A 17,374-nucleotide genomic window follows, 5' to 3' on the forward strand; every position below is an offset into this window, starting at 1 on the left:
ACTCGGTTGGGTCGACATTGCGGTGTCCGAGCCGTCGCGATACCGGCTTCGGCGCGAGATCGCCCCGGGTCAGCTGGGCGGGGCGCGATGACCGGGCGGTACGTCGTACATCTGCCGGTCAGCGCTGCGGACCTGGCGCGGGCCAAGATGCTCGCCCGGACGGCGGCCCGCTCGCTGGCGTTCCTCGCCCACGTCGACCCCGGCGAGACCACCGTCTCCGCCGAGGATGATCAGGGGGTACGCCACCGGGTCTTCTGCGACAACCGGCTGGACAGTGGCCGGCGGTGCGTGCTCCGGGCCGACCACGAGACCCCCTGCACCGCCCGCCTGCCCCGCTGACCCGGGGCTGGTCGGTGACTGGCTGCCGGCGAACCGGTTTGCGGGTGCCTTCCGACCAAATCAGGACGGCAGGCGTCGCCAGGCCGCCGCCCGGCCCAGCCCCTCCGAAGCGATCGCGCCCTCACGGCGTAGGCGGTCCAGTACGACACGGATCGTCGGGTCACTGATGCCGGGCAGCGCCGTGCGGATATCGGCGACCCGGAAGATGCGCGGAGCGTGGTGGAGCACGTAGTCGAGCACCCGGTCCTGCTTCGAACCGTCTGCCCGACCCGAAGCCGCGCGTTCGGCGAACATGCGATACGCGGTCGCCAGGATGTTGACGAAGTAGGTCAGCCACGGCCAGGGATCGGCCTCGCCGTCGTGCCAGCCATGTGTCGAGTCCAGCAGTGCCTGGTAGTAGCCGTCCGCGCTCGCGGCGATCTGCTGCTCCAGGCTGACGTACCTCGACACCGAGTAGCCGGCATCCATCAGCAGGGCGTTGGTGAGTGCCCGCGTCACCCGGCCGTTGCCGTCCTCGAAGGGGTGCACGACGAGGAGGTCGAGTACGAAGAGGCCGACGAGGAGCACCGGATGGTGACGCCGCGCCGTCGCCTCGGCCGCGTAACGATCGATCAGTTCGGCGACGAAGTGGGGCGTGTCCGACGCTCGTACGGGCCGGAAGCGGACAGTCAGTTCGCCGGTGGCGGCGCGGTCGACGACGACGTTGTCCTCGGTCTTGAACTGGCCACCCGGCGCGGCGGTGTGGGCGAAGAGCAACTTGTGCAGATGGAGTAGGAGGCCCGGATTCAGTGGTCGCCAGGAGCCCTGGAAGAGGTAGTCCTGCGCGTCCCGGTAGCCGGCCAACTCCTGTTCGCTGCGCGTTCTCAGGTTGGTGACCCGGCCGGCGAGGATGCGGTCAGCCCGGGCGCTGTCGTCGACGACGATCCCCTCGATGGCCGACGAGGCGGTGATGCTCGCTACCCGGGCCCGGTCGGCCAGCTGGTTGAGCAGCCCGGGTAGCTGGTCGCGGTAGAGATCCTCCGATCCCCGGCCGATGTCCACCGTGCTCAGTGCCGTCACGACCGGGCCGGGAACGTGACCGATGCAATGGTCCAGTTTGGCGAAGCTGAGCACGGCAAACTCCCGGAAAAGTCCCCAACGGTGACGTGAATTATTTAGTTTAGTAGTTTCTTTGGGTAGTTTGCTGCGCGAGCCCCGGCGCGTTCGGTCTCGACTCATTGTGATGCGAGTCACACCAGCAGAGTTGAGCGGAATAGGCTCAACTCTGGTGGTGTCTCTTACTAGTGGACACGCCGATCCCGGGGGAGCCCATGAACACGGAACGACTCACCACCAAGAGCCGCGAAACCATCACCGGTGCCGTCGCGCTGGCCAACCAGCGTGGTCACGCCACCGTGGAACCCTGGCACCTGCTGTCGGCACTGCTCGACACCGACGGTTCCACCGCTGCCGGCCTGCTGCGCGCTGCGGGTGCCGACCCCGCCGAGCTGCGCCGGGCCGCCCAGCGCGCGGTCGACGCGCTGCCCGCCGCCCGTGGGTCCAGCATCGCCGAGCCCACCCTCGCCCGCGAGTTCGTCAACGCCATCGGGGCCGCCGAGCAGATCGCCCGGCCGCTCGGCGACGAGTACACCTCCACCGAGCACCTGCTGGCCGGCCTGGCCCGGGTGGGTGGCGCGGTGTCCAATGCGCTGAAGTCCGCCGGGGCCACCGAGGAGAACCTGGTCGCCGCGTTCCCGACGGTGCGGGGCGGGGACCGGCGGGTCACCACCGCCGACCCGGAGCAGACCTACCAGGCGCTCACCAAGTACGGCGTCGACCTGACCGCCAGCGCCCGCGACGGCAAGATCGACCCGGTGATCGGCCGGGATTCGGAGATCCGCCGGGTGATCCAGGTGCTCTCCCGGCGTACCAAGAACAACCCGGTGCTGATCGGCGAGCCCGGCGTCGGTAAGACCGCGATCGTCGAGGGCCTGGCCCAGCGGATCGTGGCCGGCGACGTGCCCGAGTCGCTGCGGGACAAGAAGCTGGTCTCGCTCGACCTCGGCGCGATGGTCGCCGGGGCGCAGTACCGGGGGCAGTTCGAGGAACGGCTCAAGTCCGTCCTGGAGGAGATCAAGAACTCCAACGGGCAGGTCATCACCTTCCTCGACGAGCTGCACACCGTGGTCGGCGCGGGCAAGGGCGAGGGCTCGATGGACGCCGGCAACATGCTCAAGCCGATGCTGGCGCGCGGCGAGCTGCGGATGGTCGGCGCGACCACCCTCGACGAGTACCGCGAGCACATCGAGAAGGACCCGGCGCTGGAACGTCGCTTCCAGCCGGTGCTGGTCGGCGAACCCACCATCGAGGACACCATCGGCATCCTGCGCGGCCTCAAGGAACGCTACGAGGTGCACCACGGCGTCCGGATCACCGACGCCGCCCTGGTCGCCGCCGCGTCGCTGTCCGACCGGTACATCACCGACCGGTTCCTGCCCGACAAGGCGATCGACCTGGTCGACGAGTCCGCGTCCCGACTCCGCATGGAGATCGACTCCCGGCCGGTCGAGGTGGACGAGATCGAACGGGCGGTCCGCCGGCTGGAGATCGAGGAGATGGCGCTGGCCAAGGAGCCCGACGCCGCCTCCGCCGAGCGGCTGGAGCGGCTGCGTAAGGAGTTGGCCGACAAGCGCGAGCAGCTCACCGCCCTCTCCGAACGCTGGCAGACCGAGAAGAGCCACATCACCAAGCTCTCCACCGCCAAGGAGGAGCTGGAACGCCTCGGCGGCGAGGCCGAACGGGCCGAACGCGACGGCGAGCTGGAACGCGCCGCCGAGCTGCGCTACGGCCGTATCCCGGCGCTCAAGGCCGACCTGGCGCGGGCCGAGGAGGAACTCGCCCGGCTCCAGGCCGACGGCGCGATGCTCAAGGAGGAGGTCGGCGCGGACGACATCGCCTCCGTCGTCGCCTCCTGGACGGGCATCCCGGCCGGCCGGCTGCTGGAAGGCGAGACCGCCAAGCTGCTGCGGATGGAGGAGTCGCTGGGCGGCCGGGTCGTCGGCCAGGCCGAGGCCGTCGGTGCCGTCTCCGACGCGGTACGCCGGGCGCGGGCCGGCGTCGCCGACCCGGACCGCCCCACCGGCAGCTTCCTGTTCCTCGGCCCCACCGGCGTCGGCAAGACCGAGCTGGCCAAGGCGCTCGCCGAGTTCCTCTTCGACGACGAGCGGGCCATGGTCCGCATCGACATGAGCGAGTACGGCGAGAAGCACTCCGTGGCCCGCCTGGTCGGTGCCCCGCCCGGCTACGTCGGCTACGAGGAGGGCGGGCAGCTCACCGAGGCGGTGCGCCGCCGCCCCTACTCGGTGATCCTGCTGGACGAGGTGGAGAAGGCCCACCCGGACGTCTTCGACATCCTGCTCCAGGTGCTCGACGACGGCCGGCTCACCGACGGTCAGGGTCGTACCGTCGACTTCCGCAACGCGATCCTGATCCTCACCTCCAACCTGGGGTCGTCGGTGATCAGCGACCTGACGCTCGCCGACGAGCAGCGCCGGGAGGGGGTGCTCGCGGTGGTCCGCTCGCACTTCAAGCCGGAGTTCCTCAACCGGCTCGACGACATCGTGGTCTTCGCCGCGCTGCGCGGGGACGACCTGCGGTCGATCGTCGACATCCAGCTCACCCGGCTGCGTCGGCGCCTCGGCGACCGCCGGCTGGCGTTGGACGTCAGCGACGCCGCCCGGACCTGGCTCGCCGAGCACGGGTACGACCCGATCTACGGTGCCCGCCCGCTGCGCCGCCTGGTCCAGTCGGCCATCGGCGACCAGCTCGCCAAGGCCCTGCTGGGTGGCGTGATCCGGGACGGCGACACGGTACGGGTCGACCTGTCCGACGACAAGAACGCCCTCACCGTCACCTCCACCTGACCCCCGCCCCGCCGCCCCGCCCCTCCCGCCTCGCCAAGTGCCGCCCCGCCCCGGTGATCAAGAGGTTTACGTCACGAGAGCGCTTTCCCTCGACGTAAACCTCTTGATCACCCCCGCCCCGGCCTTCCTGCGCCGGTGATCAAGAGGTTTGCGTCACTGGGAGCGCTCTCTGGTGACGCAAACCTCTTGATCACCGCGGTCGGGCGAGAGCGGCGTGCGGTCGGGCGGAGGCTGAGCGCGGTGGGCGGGAGCTGAGTGCGGTGGGCGGGGGCTAAGTGGGGTGGGTTGGGTGGGGGTGGGGGTGGGGTGGGTGGTCAGGGGTGGGGCGGGGAAAGGAGAGGGGCATGTTCGGGATGCGGAAGAAGAGCGGCGACCCGGAGCTGGACGCCGCCGTGCGGGAACTCGCCGGGGCGGACACTGTCGCCTTCGGCGGGGTGGGGTTCGCCGGCACGCTGCTGCCGGTGACCGAGGCGTACCGGCGGGTGGGGGAAGCGTTCGCGCAGCGCCCCCGGCAGGCCCGTGAGCAGGTCGACTGGCTGCTGCGGCATGGCTCGCCGGCCGGCCGGGCGTACGCGGCGACGCTGTTGGAGGAGGTCGATCCGGCGGCGGCCCGGGATGCCTGGGCGGCCCTACGCGGCATCGACGACGAGTTCACCACCTTTACCGGCTGCACGATGGGCAGCACCACGCTGGGCGGGTACGCGGCGGACCGGTTGGCTGGTCAGCACACCGACGATGACACTCGGTAGCTGACTGTTCACTCAGAATCCGCTGAGTTTCCCCAGGTGCGCGGGGTGCGCGGGGTTGTTACCGTCTCCGCCGATGCACTTGGGGAGGTGGTCGGGGTGAACGGTTCGGTCGCGTACGTCGTGGCAACGTTGGGATGTCTGATCGGGGTCGCCGGGATCGTGGTGGCGGCGGTGGCTTTCAGCCGAAGTCGGAAGCCGAACCGGCCGACACCGGCGAAGGACCCGTTCCGCGACACCGACTCCGACGCGCTGCGCGGGGACCCCCGCAAGCTCAAGCCCGGCGACATCGTCGAGATCCGTGGGGTGTCCTACGCGGTTCGTGGCTCGGTGCACCTGGTCGAGGGCGGCTGGAGCTGGGCCGAGCACCTGCTGGACACCGTCGAGGGCGACAAGCGCTGGCTCTCCGTCGAGGAGGACCCGGACCTGGAGCTGGTGCTCTGGACGGCCGAGCCGGCCGCCACGATCACCCCGGGCGCACCCACCCTCGACTTCGCCGGCCGCCGCTACTCCTGGGAGGAGTCCGGCCAGGCCCGCTACTCGGCCACCGGCAGCACCGGCCTCGACCCGTACGGCACCGTCCGCTACCAGGACTACCGGGGCCAGGGCGGCGAGCGGCTCTCCTTCGAGGCGTACGGGGACGCCGGCTGGGAGGTGGGCCGGGGCGAGCGGCTGCACCGCGCGGACGTGATGGTGTACCCGCAGTCCGGCCCGGAAGGGTCCTGATCGTGCTGGTCAGCCTGGACACCCCGTACGTCGACACCTGCGCCGCCGACCTGAGCCTGGCGCTCGGTGGCCCGGAACGCCCCGCCCTGCACATCCGTGACGTGACCCTGCCCGGCGGTGTACGGCTGCGGCTGCGCCTGCTCGGCGCGTCCCACCAGGTCGTCCTCACCACCCCGACCGGGCTCACCACCCCGGCCGCTCCGACCGGGCTCGCCGACGCGGACATTCCGACCGCGCTCGGCGCCCCGGCCGCCTTGACCGGGCTCGCCGACGCGGACATTCCGACCGCGCTCGGCGCCCCGGCCGCTTCGACCGGGCCCGGCGGCGCGGACACCTCGGCCGGGTGGGCGGACGCGACGGGTCCGGCAGCGGCGGGTGGGCTGGTCGAGACGGTCGCCTGCCTGCCCGGTCGGCCCCCGCACCTGCCCGGCGACCTGCACGACGAGGCGGGTGGCTACCGGTTCACCGCGACCGTGCTGCGCCCCGCGGAGGGGGAGCTGCACACCCGGATCGCCGCGCTCCGCGCCGACCTGGCCGACGACCCGTACGCCCTGGTCGGGGTCTTTCCGGGGGACCCGGACGCGGTCACCGCGCTGGCCGTACGCCCCGACGCGCCGGACGGCACGGTGGGCTGGCGCACCTGGCACGCGTACCCCCAGACCAACGAACTGGTCCTGACCGAGACGGTGGTGACGCTCCCGCACGATCGGCGAGCCCCGCAGTCGCGAACGAGGGAGACACCGTGACGTACCGACGTTGGTTCGTGGTGGGGGTGGCCTTCGCGGTCGTCGGCGCGTTGGTCGCCGCCTTCGCGATCTTCTACGGCAACTTCTCGCCCCGGGGCTACATCGAGGACCGCTACACCCGGGCGGCGGCCCGGGACATCGGGCGGGACGCCGTCGCGTACACCTCGAACCGGACCCCGAGCCAGGTGGCGGACGACGTCACCGGTGCCTGGAAGCCGGCCGACCAGTACGTCGACGGTAGCGGCGTCTACCTGCGCTACGACGACGACTCGCTGGTGATCCTGCCGATCGCCGCCGGCTCGCTGATCCTGCTGGAGCGGATGCGCACCGCCTACCCGCGTTACCACTCGACGGTGGGCAGCCACTGGGGTTGGGGTCGGGGCAGCACCGTGCGTGGTGGCGGCCCCGGCTCCGGCAAGTGACGCGTACCGATCCCGACCGAACGAACCCCTGGAGCACGCTGTGCAGAACCTGGTCACCGACCTGCTGGTCACCCTCGCCTACGGGGTGGTCGGTGTCGTCCTGATGGCCATCGGCTACGTGCTGGTGGACGTGGCCACCCCGGGCAAGCTCCACGAGCTTATCTGGACCGAACGCAACCGTAACGCCGCGTTGCTGCTCACCTCGAACCTGGCCGGCGTCGGCATCATCGTGGTGGCCGCGATCGCCGCGAGTGAGGACGACTTCCTGCTCGGCCTGGTCGGTTCCGCCGCGTACGGGATCGTCGGCCTGGTCATCATGGCCCTGGCGTTCGTGCTGCTCGACGCGTTGACCCCGGGCAAGCTGGGCACGCTGCTGGTCGACCAGCAGCCGCACCCGGCGGTCTGGGTGTCGGCGATGGTGCACCTCGCCACCGGCGCGATCATCGCCGCCGCCATCAGCTGATGACCACGGCGAAGCAGCCGGCGAAGCCGAAACAGAACGTGGGTGCCTGGGTCGTCTGGATCGTCGTCGGCCTGATCGTGGTGGTCTGCGTGGGCAGTAGCCTCTTCAACCGGGACTCCGGGGGCACCACCGTGCCCGCCCCGGCGGCCGACGAGCGCGCCGACACCGTGCCGCTGCTCGCCCAGGCGACCGCCAGCCAGGGCATCTGCTACGGCTGGCGGCTGGAGGAGTCGTTCCTCTCGCCGGTGAGCGTCGGCTCCAACCTCGGTGACGGGGTGGCGGTGGAGGAGGACGACCGCTGCCCGCGCTGGGTGCAGGTCCGGGCCCGGATCATGTACACCGCGGAGAGCAGCGAGAGCAGCGACTCGGCGACCATCACCGTGACCGGCTCGGGCGACTTCTCCCGGGCCGACCTCTACGCCGTGCAGACCGGTCTGACCCGGTTCGGCCTGCACGAGGACGTCTTCGTGGACGACCCGGGCTGGGCGATCTGCCGCGCCGCCGTGGCGTTGCCGCTGCTGGTCGCCGAGACGGGTGCGGCACCACCGGCGGCCACGCCGACCGCCGACCCCGGCGCGGTGGCGGCCCCGCTGCCGGACACCGGCAGCGACTTCTGGCGGGACCGCTGGGGTACGGTGCTGGCCGCCGCCGGCCTGCTGCTGGTCGCCGTCCTGCTGATCACCGTCGGGTTCGTCCAGCGCGGCCGGCAGCGGGCGGCGACGCCGGCCGGGCGTTTCCGGGGGGCGCGGTGAGCACGGTCGACGACACCCCGGCGGTCCGGCCGCGCTGGCGGTGGGCCCGCGCGTCGGTGCTGCTCGCGGTCTTCGTCTGCGCCGCCTGCGGCCTGGTGTACGAGTTGGCCCTGGTCGCGCTCGGCAGCTACCTGATCGGCGACACGGTCGGGCAGGCGTCGATCGTGCTCGGCGTGATGGTCTTCGCGATGGGGATCGGGGCGTTGGTCGCCAAGCCGTTGCAGCCCCGGGCCGCCGCCGCGTTCGCGGTGATCGAGCTGACCCTGGCCCTGCTCGGCGGTCTGTCGGTGCTCGGTCTCTACGCCGCGTTCGCCTGGCTCGACCTGTACGGCCCGGCGCTGGTCGGCACCGCGTTCGTGCTGGGGCTGCTGATCGGCGCGGAGATCCCGCTGCTGATGGTGATGCTGCAACGCATCCGGGAGCAGGCCGCCGGCAGCGCGGTCGCCGACCTGTTCGCCGCCGACTACGTCGGCGCGCTGCTCGGCGGGCTCGCCTTCCCGTTCCTGCTGATCCCGGTCTTCGGCCAGCTCAAGGGCGCGTTGGTGGTCGGCGCGGTGAACGCGGTGGCCGGCCTGGCCCTGGTCTGCACGGTGTTCCGCGCCGAGCTGAGCCGCCGGGCCCGGCTCGTGCTGGGCGCCGGTTCCGTGGTGGTCGCCCTCTGCCTGGGGTACGCCTGGGTCACCGCCGCCGACTTCGAGGTGACCAGCCGTCAGCAGCTCTACCGCGACCCGGTGGTGCACGCCGAACGCTCCCGCTACCAGGAGATCGTGCTGACCCGGTCGGTTCGCGAGGTCGGCCACTCCGTCACCGACCTGCGGCTGTTCCTCAACGGCGACCTCCAGTTCAGCTCGATCGACGAGTATCGCTACCACGAGGCGCTGGTGCACCCGGCGATGCGTGGCCCGCGCGGTGAGGTGCTGGTCCTCGGTGCCGGCGACGGCCTCGCGGTCCGCGAGATCCTGCGCTACCCGGACGTGCGCCGGGTGACCGTGGTCGACCTCGACCCGGCGGTGGTGGCGCTGGCCCGGTCCGAGCCACAGCTGCGCGCGCTCAACGGCGGTTCCCTCGACGACCCCCGGGTCCGGGTGCTCAACACCGATGCGTTCGGTTGGCTGCGGACCGCCGGCGAACGCTTCGACGTGGTCGTCGCCGACCTGCCCGACCCGGACGAGACGGCCACCGCCAAGCTCTACACCGTCGAGTTCTACGCCCTGATCCGTTCGGTGCTCGCCGAGGGCGCCCGGCTGGTGGTGCAGTCCGGGTCGCCGTACTTCGCGCCCCGGTCGTACTGGTCGATCGAGGCGTCGATCCGTGAGGCCGGCTTCGCCACCGTGCCGTACCACGTCGACGTGCCGTCGTTCGGTGACTGGGGGTTCGTGCTCGCCGCGCCGGGCGGCACCCCGCCGCCCCTGGAGTTGCCGGCCGACGCGCCCCGGCTGCGTTTCCTCGACCCGGGGGTGCTGCGGGCGGCGGCGGCCTTCCCCGCCGACCGGGGCCGCCTGGACGTGCCCTCCTCCACCCTGTTGCGACCCAGGGTGCTCGACTACGCCCGCAGCGAGTGGCGCGGCTACTAGCCTCGGAGACGATGTCACCGTCGCTGCGCCGCCGGCTGCCACCGCGTGCGGTGGACGCTGCGGCGTACCTGCAGGCGTTCGTGCTGTCCGGGGTGGCGACGGTGCTGGTCACCCGGGCGTTCCTGCACGCCACCGGCTACCCGCAGCTCGGCGGCGGCGGCCTGCACATCGCGCACGTGCTCTGGGGTGGCCTGCTGATGACCGTCGGCCTGGGCGTCGCGCTGGTCTTCCTCGGTGGGGCCGCCCGGATGGCCGGCGCGGTGCTCGCCGGGGTCGGTTTCGGGCTGTTCATCGACGAGGTCGGCAAGTTCGTCACCGCCGGCACCGACTACTTCTACCGGCCGGCCGCCGGGATCATCTACGCCGTGTTCGCCCTGCTGGTGGTGATCACCCAGGCGCTGCGCGAACGGATCCGGCTGACCCCCGGCGAACGGGTGGCGAACGCGTTGGACGTGATCGTCGGCGGGGTCGGCCGGGGGTTGACCGACCGCCGCAGGGTGGCCACCCTGCGGCTGGTCCGGGGTGCCGGCCCGGAGGTCGAGTCGGCGGTCTCCGCGCTGCTGGACGTGGTGCCGCGCCGGGAACCACCGCCACGGCGGTTCTGGCAGCCCTGGGTGGCCCGGCTGCGTGACGCGCTGCTCCGGCTGACCGCCCAGCGTTGGGTGGTGCTGCTGGTGGTGGCCTACCTGGTCATCGAGCCGGTGGCGACGGTGGTGGCGGTCACCACCGAGGGGGTGACCGGCGAGCTGGACCAGCTCGGCGAGTGGGGCGCGGTGCTCGGGGTGTCGGCCACGGCGGTGGTCGCCGGGGTGCTGAGCATCCGCGCCGCGTTCCTGCTCCGTAACGACCGGCGGGCCGCGTTCCGGCTGTTCAAGCTGGCCCTCCTGGTCGACCTGCTGTTCGGGCAGATCTTCAACTTCACGGTCAACCAGTTCGGCGCGGTGACCGGGCTGGCGGTGGACCTGCTCCTGCTCGGTGTGGTGACCGCCGAACACCGCCGGTTGGTGCGCGAGTCGTGACCCCGGGGGAGCGCCCGCCTGATCCGCTTCGGTCGCGGCCCCGCGCCCGGCCGATGGATGATTCGGCAGGTCGATCATCGGGTACGGCTCCGTCGTAGCCGGTACGACGGGACTGCGGACGTTACCGTGGTGCGGTGATCTAGGAAGGAGAATCATGGTCGATTCCCACAGCACGCCCGCCCGGACCCGTCCGGGTCTGGTGACGCTCTCCAGCTATCTGCTGATGTTCTTTGCGGCGCTCCAACTGATCGGGCTGATCCTCACCCTCGCGATCAGCGGCAAGCTCCGCCAGGCGTTCGAGGACGCGTTCGAGGGGACCGCGAGCGAGGTCGAGGGGCTCGGCACCGCCGTCGTGGTCTTCGCCGTCGCCGCGTCCGCCATTCTGCTGCTGATCGCGCTGGCCCTCGTCGTCCTGGCGATCTTCAACAACCGGGGCAAGAACGGCAGCCGGATCGCCACCTGGGTGGTCGGCGGCATCATGGTCTGCTGCGTCGGTGGTGGACTGGTCAACGGTTCCGCCGGTTTCAGCGGTTCCGCCGGCTCCGGCTCCGGCAACGCGCCGAGCGCCGAGGAGTTGGAGCGCAGCATGAACGCCGTGCTGCCCTCCTGGTACAACCCGGTCAGCACCCTGCTCGGCGTGCTCAGCCTGTTGGCCCTGCTGGCGGCGCTGATCCTGCTCGCCCTGCCGAAGTCCAACGAGTTCTTCCGCAAGCCCAAGGGCGGCTGGGAGCCGCCGGTTCCCGGTGCCGCCTACCCGGCCACCCCGGGCTACCCGGCTACCCCGGGCTACCCGGCGACGCCCGGTTACCCGGCGACGCCGGACTACCCGCAGCCCGGCACCCCCGGCCAGCCCGGTGCCCCCGGACCGTCGTCGACCCCGGGTCAGCCCGGCCCGTCGGCGTCCACCCCGGGCGTGCCGGACCAGCCGCAGCCGTCCGACGGCCAGTCCTGGCAGCCGCCGTCGGGTGGGGAGCCGGACCGGCCCGCCGGAGGCAGCGGCCCGGACGACCCGCAACGCCCCGCCGGCAGCTGACGGGCGCGTAACAGCGACACCGACGATTCCCTCCGAGTAGGTTGCACACCGACGCCTACCGGAGGGAATCGTCGTGTCGTACCCGGATCAGGTGCCGGCCCGCCGGCCGGTCGTCGTCACCACGGCGGCGGCGCTGCTCGGGCTGATGGCGCTCGCCGCCGGGGTCTACGCCGTGACCACCCTGCTCGCCCTGCGCGGCACCGTCGACCGGTTCCGGGTGGCCGCCGCCGACACCGCCGCCGACCCGGGCGACGTCGACGGCGTGATCCGACTGCTGCGGCTCGGCACGGTCGGCGCGGCGGTGCTGACGGTGCTGGTGGGGCTGCTGCTGGTCGGCCTCGCCGGTGGGCTGCTCGCCCGTCGTCGGGCGGCCAGGATCGGCGTCTGGGTGGTCTGCGGGCTGGGCCTGCTCGCCGGTGGGTGCGCGCTCGCGGCGCTGGTCGGCCAGCGGGTCAGACCGCTGCGGCTGGGCAGCGGGGACCAGGGCGTCGCCGACCTGTTCGGCACCCTCGACGACGCCTACCCGTCCTGGTGGGTGCCGGTGAACGCGGGGGTTTCGGTGGGCCAGGCCCTCGGCTACCTTGTGGTGGCCGTGCTGCTGGTGCTGCCGGCGGCGAGCACCTGGTTCGCCACCCGCCGCCCGGTGGGCCCCGGGTCCGGGCCGCCCCCGTTCACCCCGGCGTCCGAGCCTGACCCCGGTGCCGTTCCGCCGGTGCCGCCGCCCCGTTGAGGAGCAACCGTGACCGCCGACCGACCGGCTCCGGGCCGCCGCGCGCTGATCACCGGTGCCACCGCCGGCATCGGTGAGTCGTTCGCCCGCCAACTCGCCGCCGAGGGCTGGGACCTGATCCTGGTGGCCCGGGACGCCACCCGGCTCGACGCGACCGCCGCCGAACTGACCGGCCGGTACGGCAACCAGGTCCAGGTCGTACCGGCCGATCTGTCCACCGACGACGGTTGCGCCCGGGTGGAACGGCGACTGACCACGGGCGACCCGGTGCACCTGTTGGTCAACAATGCCGGGCTCAGCCTCAGTCGGCCGTTTCTGCGTTCCACCGTCGCCGACGAGACCCAATTGCTCCGGTTGAATGTGCACGCGGTACTCCGGCTCACTCTCGCCGCGCTCGGGCCAATGATCGAACGCGGCGATGGGGCAGTGATAAATGTCTCTTCGGTTGCCGGGTTCGGCCCGGTGATGCCGGGCTCCACCTATCCGGCCAGCAAGGCATGGGTCACCAGCTTCAGCGAGTCGATCGGGCAATCCACCCGGGTGGCGGGCGTGCACGTGATGGCGCTCTGCCCCGGCTACACCCGCACCGGCTATCACGAGCGCACCGGCATCGACATGTCCGGCATGCCACGGTGGATCTGGCTGCAGGCCGACGACGTGGTCGCCGAAGCCCTGCGTGACCTGCGGAAAGGCAAAACGGTCAGCGTGCCGGACTGGAAGTACAAGCTGGCCGTCGCGAGCCTTCGACACGTACCGCGGCGGTTGTTGCGGGGTGCCTTCCGGGACCGGCGGGGGCAGCTCGATCCGGCCGGGGAGTGAGCGGGCGTCGGCGCGGTACGGCGCGCGGGCCGCCCGCTGTCCTGCGACAACTCTGCCCGTGCGATCGCGCAGCGTAGCCGTCCATCGCCAGTCATCGGTCGATCGGGTGACCGATCCGGGTGGGCCGCACACACGACCCACAGACTTGCGCAGTACCCTCTATCGGCATGGGGGACCACGACGACCTGCGTAAATTCATCACTGACCTGGCTGTGGTCCATGGCCGGGTCGTGCTCTCCTCGGGGCGGGAGGCGGAGTGGTACGTCGATCTGCGTCGCGTGACTCTCCATCACCGGGCCGCTCCCCTGGTCGGTCGGGTGATGCGGGAGCTGACCGCCGACTGGAATTACGACGCGGTCGGTGGGTTGACCCTGGGTGCCGATCCGATCGGCATCTCGATGTTGCACGCCGCCGCGGAGACCGATCGACCCCTGGACGCCTTCGTGGTCCGCAAGGCCGGCAAGGCGCATGGTCTCCAACGGCGGATCGAGGGTCCTGAGGTGGCCGGCCGGCGGGTACTGGCGGTGGAGGACACCTCGACGACGGGCGGCAGCGTGTTGACGGCCGTCGAAGCACTACGCGAGGCCGGGGCGGAGGTCGTGGGCGTGGCGGTTATCGTCGACCGTGGCGCCAGCGACGTCGTACGCGCCGCCGGACTGCCGTATCGGGCGGCCTTTACGTTGGCTGACCTCGGCCTTGTGGCGTGAAAATTTGCCGATTCGGATCTGCTGATATGCAGGCGGATCGATGCTGCTGGTGGAAGGATGGAATACGTGGGAACTGCGTTGGCTGAAATGACCATGCCTCAGATCTCGCCGCTTGCCGGCGAGCCGATCGAACGTGCCGATGCCGAGCGGCTGGCGGGGGTCCTCAAGGCCCTCGCCGACCCCGCTCGGCTGCGGCTGCTCAGCCTGATCCAGTCGGCGCCCGAGGGCGAAGCGTGCGTGTGTGACCTCACCGCGCCGCTCGGCCTCTCGCAGCCGACGGTCAGCCACCACCTCCGCATCCTCACCGAGGCCGGCTTGCTGGAGCGGGAGAAGCGTGGTGTGTGGGCCTACTACCGGCTGGTGCCGTCGGCGATCGCTACGATCGCCGACCTCCTCACGCCGCCGCGCAAGCGGGCCACCAAGAAGGCCCGCTGACTGCACCCGTCGCCCCCACCAGGGGGTGACGTCCGATGGCGTACCAGGGGTGGCGTCATCGGGTGGTGACGGTTCTCCGTCACCGGTCAGTTTGCTGATCCACCACCGTGCCCGCGGTGGCGTACGCGTATGCAACGGCCGGTCCTCTCCCCGAGGGCCGGCCGTTCGTCGTCCCGGCGTTCAGCGGCCCTGACCGTGCTCCGGGTACCGTCCACCGTCCTGCGGCGGCTGGGGCTGACCGTAGGTCTGCGGCGGGAACTGCTGGTCGCGGCCGTGCGGCTGGCCGGGCTGCCCACCGCCGTGGGGCTGCTGCTGCCCGTGCTGCTGCGGGTCACCGTACTGCTGCCCGTGGTGCGGGTGGTGGTGCTCGACGGCGTCCCGGACGGCCTCGACCGCCCCCACCGCGCTCGCGGCGGCGACCACCGCGACGGCCTCACCGCGCCGACGGGCCTTACGGTCGCGCAGGAACTCGAAGAAGATCGGCAGCACCGAGATCAGGATGATCAGCGCGACCACCGGCAGGATGTACCGGTCGATCTTGTCGCCGATGGCGTTGTAGATCTGGTCGGCGAGCAGGTAGCCGATCAGCAGGATGCCGTCGACCCAGAGGATCGCCCCGACGACGTTCCACAGGAGGAACTGCTTCGCCGGCATGCCGAGCGCACCCGCCACCGGGTTGAGGAACGTCCGCACGATCGGGATGAACCGGGCCAGCACCACGGCCTTGGCCGGGCCGAACTTCTGGAAGTAGAACTCCGCCTTCTCCACGTACTCCTTCTTGAAGAGTCGGGAGTTGGGGCGCTCGAACATCCGGCGGCCGTAGCGGGCCCCGAGCCAGTGCCCGAGCTGGGCCCCGACGATCGCGCAGACCGGCCCACCGATCAGCAACCCGGCCAGGGAGAGCCGGGTGCCGTCGCCGAACATCGCGTCGGCCACCGGCGAGGCGGCGACCCCGGCCAGGAAGAGCAGCGAGTCGCCGGGGAAGAAGAACCCCACCAGCAGACCGGTCTCGGCGAAGAGGATCACCCACACGCCGACCAGTCCGAAGGTCTGGAGCAGATCCTTGGGGTCGAGCGGATTCAGTGCGACCGTCTCGGCGACCACCCGCGTCTTCTCACCTGTGTCCACGGCCACACACCATACCGAGCCCGCGAAGCGTCGGTCGCGGCACGCGCCCCTTCGACCGGCATCTCACCCCGGACGGGCCGCGACGCGGCCCCACCCAGGCCACGACGCGCCCGGATCGGGCCAGGACGCACAGCCCGCCCAGACCGGACGCGTCTGCTCAGGCCACGACGCGCGCCCGCTCAGGCCACGAAGTGCGACCGGCGGCGGCGGGCCGCCAGATAGCTGCCGACCCCGGCCACCAGCAGCACGCTACCGATGGTGACCACCAGGCCGGTCGGGGAGCCGGTGATCGGCAACGAGCCGTCGTCGCCGCCCTGACCACCCGCGGCGGGATTCACCAGGATCTTCGCGGTGTCGTTGCTCGGGTCGAGGTCCTTCGCGCCCACCGGGCCGTTGCTCAGCTCGACCTTGCCCGTCAGGGTGCCCGCCCGATCGATGCGGAACGAGAACGGCAGGGCGACCTTTCCGCCCTTGTGGATGAGGTCGTACTGGTAGCAGGAGTACGCGCGGGCACCCGGCCGGCCGCCCTCCTCGTCCTGGATGTCGGCGTCGAGGCAGTTCTTGGGCACCTTGGCCGCGTAGGCGCCCTTCGGCACGGTCATCGTGACGATCGTGTAGAAGTCGCGGCCGCCGTTGGACGACGAGGCCGGTCCCCGGTTGGTGTAACCGATCTTGACCGGTACGGTCTCGCCCACCTTGGCGGTGATGCGCACCTCGTCGGCCGCCAGGTCGGCCCGCTGGTTGCCGGTGACGGTCAACTCGACGGGGGTTTCGTTGTCGGCCGGCTCGATGTCGGTCTGCGGTACCCGGGACGTGCCGCCGGGCAGGCGGGTACCGGTCGACTCCAGCCGCAGCACACCGCCGGTCCCCTGCTGGTCGAGCGTGTACTTGGGCCGCTCGTCCGCCCAGTCCTGCGGGGTCAACCAGGTGGCGGTGCCGGTCTGGGTGTTCGGTGCCGAGACGTCGCCGGGCACGGTGACACCGAAACCGCCACCGACCCGGAACACCCGGCCTGGCGCGATCACGTCGTCGAAGGTGCAGACGAACAGGTTCGGCGTCCAGTGGTTCAGGCCGCCCTTGCTGCCGTAGCGGCAGTTCTGGTAGCGCTTCGACGGGGTGAGACCGTACATGGCCGACATGAGGAGCACCGCGCCCTGGACGGTCTCCTTCCCCTGGTTGCCGACCGACAGCCCCACCGGCGCCGTGGCACCGGGACCACCGGTCAGCGTCACCGCGGGACCCGCCACCAGATCGACCCCCTCGCCGATGGTGACGGTCGAGGTGGTGCTGCTCGTACCCCACTTGGAGCTGGTCACGGTGAAGCGGATCTTGCCATTCTGACCCACCTTGGCGCCTGCGCGTGGCAGCACCGGAATCAGGAGCAGGTCATGGCTTTCGCTGTCGATGGCCGAGCAGGTCAGGACGGTGCCCTCGCGGGTGCAAGCCGAGCCCAGTGGATTGCGCACGTCAGCGAAGGCATCGACGGCGCTGTAGTCCACGGTGACGGTGTGCTCGAGCGGGGAATGATCGCCCAGCCAACCGAGGGACACCCGTCTGCCCGGCCCGCCCGGGGTAAGGGTGATGTTGTCGGCGGTGATGTCGAACCCTGCCGCCGCGACCACCTCGGGAGAAGCGGCAGGGCTGACGGGGGCAGCCGGGGCAGGGCCGGCGGAGGCGGTGACGAACGCGCCCACCGCACCGAACCCGGCCAGCCAGCGTCGCATTGTGTGCTTACGCATCAATGTTCCTGTCCTGCAAAAGGGTTGGCAGTCGTGGCGTAGCGTACGGAACAACTCGGGCGGTTACCGCCCCGCTACGGCGGGCAGCGAGCCG

The 17,374-nt window shown here is 71.4% G+C and carries 17 protein-coding genes and 2 pseudogenes; 16 read left to right on the top strand and 3 right to left on the bottom strand.

Translation table 11 applies throughout. The annotated features are described in order from the left end of the window. The first annotated feature begins 87 nt into the window (after nucleotides 1-87). The gene (locus JQN83_RS02120) at nucleotides 88-339 is read left to right on the top strand and encodes a hypothetical protein (protein WP_208565297.1); all 252 of its coding nucleotides are present in this window, start codon (nucleotides 88-90) and stop codon (nucleotides 337-339) included. Nucleotides 340-399: 60 nt separating this feature from the next. Here the strand turns inward: JQN83_RS02120 and JQN83_RS02125 are convergent, their stop codons facing one another. Then, entirely contained in the window at nucleotides 400-1,398 is a 999-nt protein-coding gene (locus JQN83_RS02125) for a Fic family protein (RefSeq protein WP_208565298.1), read from the bottom strand. A gap of 251 nt (nucleotides 1,399-1,649) precedes the next feature. Between JQN83_RS02125 and clpB the strand changes: the two genes are divergently transcribed. The 15 genes and pseudogenes from clpB to JQN83_RS02200 all read left to right on the top strand — a co-directional run bounded on the left by clpB (nucleotide 1,650) and on the right by JQN83_RS02200 (nucleotide 14,413). Further along, a complete protein-coding gene (gene clpB, locus JQN83_RS02130; protein ID WP_208565299.1) occupies nucleotides 1,650-4,241 on the top strand; it encodes an ATP-dependent chaperone ClpB in 2,592 nt (863 codons plus the stop codon). 344 nt (nucleotides 4,242-4,585) lie between these two features. Then, nucleotides 4,586-4,990, top strand: coding sequence for a hypothetical protein (locus JQN83_RS02135; RefSeq protein WP_208565300.1), 405 nt, complete (start codon nucleotides 4,586-4,588; stop codon nucleotides 4,988-4,990). A gap of 96 nt (nucleotides 4,991-5,086) precedes the next feature. After that, nucleotides 5,087-5,713 carry a DUF4178 domain-containing protein gene (locus JQN83_RS02140; protein WP_208565301.1) on the top strand — a complete coding sequence of 209 codons (627 nt, stop codon included), beginning with the start codon at nucleotides 5,087-5,089 and terminating at the stop codon, nucleotides 5,711-5,713. Between the two features lie 2 nt (nucleotides 5,714-5,715). Beyond that, a pseudogene (locus JQN83_RS33645) lies at nucleotides 5,716-5,889 on the top strand (DUF2617 family protein); the annotation flags it as partial. A gap of 48 nt (nucleotides 5,890-5,937) precedes the next feature. After that, nucleotides 5,938-6,459, top strand: coding sequence for a DUF2617 family protein (locus JQN83_RS02150; RefSeq protein WP_208565810.1), 522 nt, complete (start codon nucleotides 5,938-5,940; stop codon nucleotides 6,457-6,459). Then, complete coding sequence (locus JQN83_RS02155) at nucleotides 6,456-6,881, top strand: DUF4247 domain-containing protein (protein ID WP_208565302.1); 426 nt, start codon at nucleotides 6,456-6,458, stop codon at nucleotides 6,879-6,881. Before JQN83_RS02150 ends, JQN83_RS02155 begins: the two co-directional genes overlap by 4 nt. A 40-nt stretch (nucleotides 6,882-6,921) precedes the next feature. Then, a complete protein-coding gene (locus tag JQN83_RS02160) occupies nucleotides 6,922-7,344 on the top strand; it encodes a DUF350 domain-containing protein (protein ID WP_208565303.1) in 423 nt (140 codons plus the stop codon). Continuing rightward, on the top strand, nucleotides 7,344-8,096 hold the full coding sequence (locus JQN83_RS02165; protein WP_208565304.1) for a hypothetical protein: 753 nt from the start codon (nucleotides 7,344-7,346) through the stop codon (nucleotides 8,094-8,096). Before JQN83_RS02160 ends, JQN83_RS02165 begins: the two co-directional genes overlap by 1 nt. After that, on the top strand, nucleotides 8,093-9,670 hold the full coding sequence (locus JQN83_RS02170; RefSeq protein ID WP_208565305.1) for a polyamine aminopropyltransferase: 1,578 nt from the start codon (nucleotides 8,093-8,095) through the stop codon (nucleotides 9,668-9,670). Before JQN83_RS02165 ends, JQN83_RS02170 begins: the two co-directional genes overlap by 4 nt. 35 nt (nucleotides 9,671-9,705) lie before the next feature. Then, a complete protein-coding gene (locus tag JQN83_RS02175; protein ID WP_208565811.1) occupies nucleotides 9,706-10,689 on the top strand; it encodes a hypothetical protein in 984 nt (327 codons plus the stop codon). A gap of 154 nt (nucleotides 10,690-10,843) precedes the next feature. Next, nucleotides 10,844-11,722 carry a hypothetical protein gene (locus tag JQN83_RS02180; protein ID WP_208565306.1) on the top strand — a complete coding sequence of 293 codons (879 nt, stop codon included), beginning with the start codon at nucleotides 10,844-10,846 and terminating at the stop codon, nucleotides 11,720-11,722. A gap of 73 nt (nucleotides 11,723-11,795) precedes the next feature. Further along, a complete protein-coding gene (locus tag JQN83_RS02185; protein ID WP_208565307.1) occupies nucleotides 11,796-12,452 on the top strand; it encodes a hypothetical protein in 657 nt (218 codons plus the stop codon). Nucleotides 12,453-12,461: 9 nt separating this feature from the next. Next, nucleotides 12,462-13,271 carry an SDR family NAD(P)-dependent oxidoreductase gene (locus JQN83_RS02190; protein WP_208565308.1) on the top strand — a complete coding sequence of 270 codons (810 nt, stop codon included), beginning with the start codon at nucleotides 12,462-12,464 and terminating at the stop codon, nucleotides 13,269-13,271. 167 nt (nucleotides 13,272-13,438) lie between these two features. Then, on the top strand, nucleotides 13,439-13,978 hold the full coding sequence (pyrE, locus tag JQN83_RS02195; RefSeq protein ID WP_091252187.1) for an orotate phosphoribosyltransferase: 540 nt from the start codon (nucleotides 13,439-13,441) through the stop codon (nucleotides 13,976-13,978). A gap of 57 nt (nucleotides 13,979-14,035) precedes the next feature. Beyond that, the gene (locus JQN83_RS02200; protein ID WP_007454255.1) at nucleotides 14,036-14,413 is read left to right on the top strand and encodes an ArsR/SmtB family transcription factor; all 378 of its coding nucleotides are present in this window, start codon (nucleotides 14,036-14,038) and stop codon (nucleotides 14,411-14,413) included. 345 nt (nucleotides 14,414-14,758) lie between these two features. On the opposite strand, the pseudogene JQN83_RS02205 reads toward JQN83_RS02200, so the two are convergent. Further along, nucleotides 14,759-15,547, bottom strand: a pseudogene (locus tag JQN83_RS02205) (DedA family protein); the annotation flags it as partial. A 173-nt stretch (nucleotides 15,548-15,720) separates the two neighbouring features. Then, nucleotides 15,721-17,334 carry a cell wall anchor protein gene (locus JQN83_RS02210; protein ID WP_208565309.1) on the bottom strand — a complete coding sequence of 538 codons (1,614 nt, stop codon included), beginning with the start codon at nucleotides 17,332-17,334 and terminating at the stop codon, nucleotides 15,721-15,723. Between the last annotated feature and the right edge of the window lie 40 nt (nucleotides 17,335-17,374).

The organism is Micromonospora antibiotica (assembly GCF_017599305.1).
In the GTDB taxonomy this organism is placed as follows: Bacteria; Actinomycetota; Actinomycetes; order Mycobacteriales; family Micromonosporaceae; genus Micromonospora; species Micromonospora antibiotica.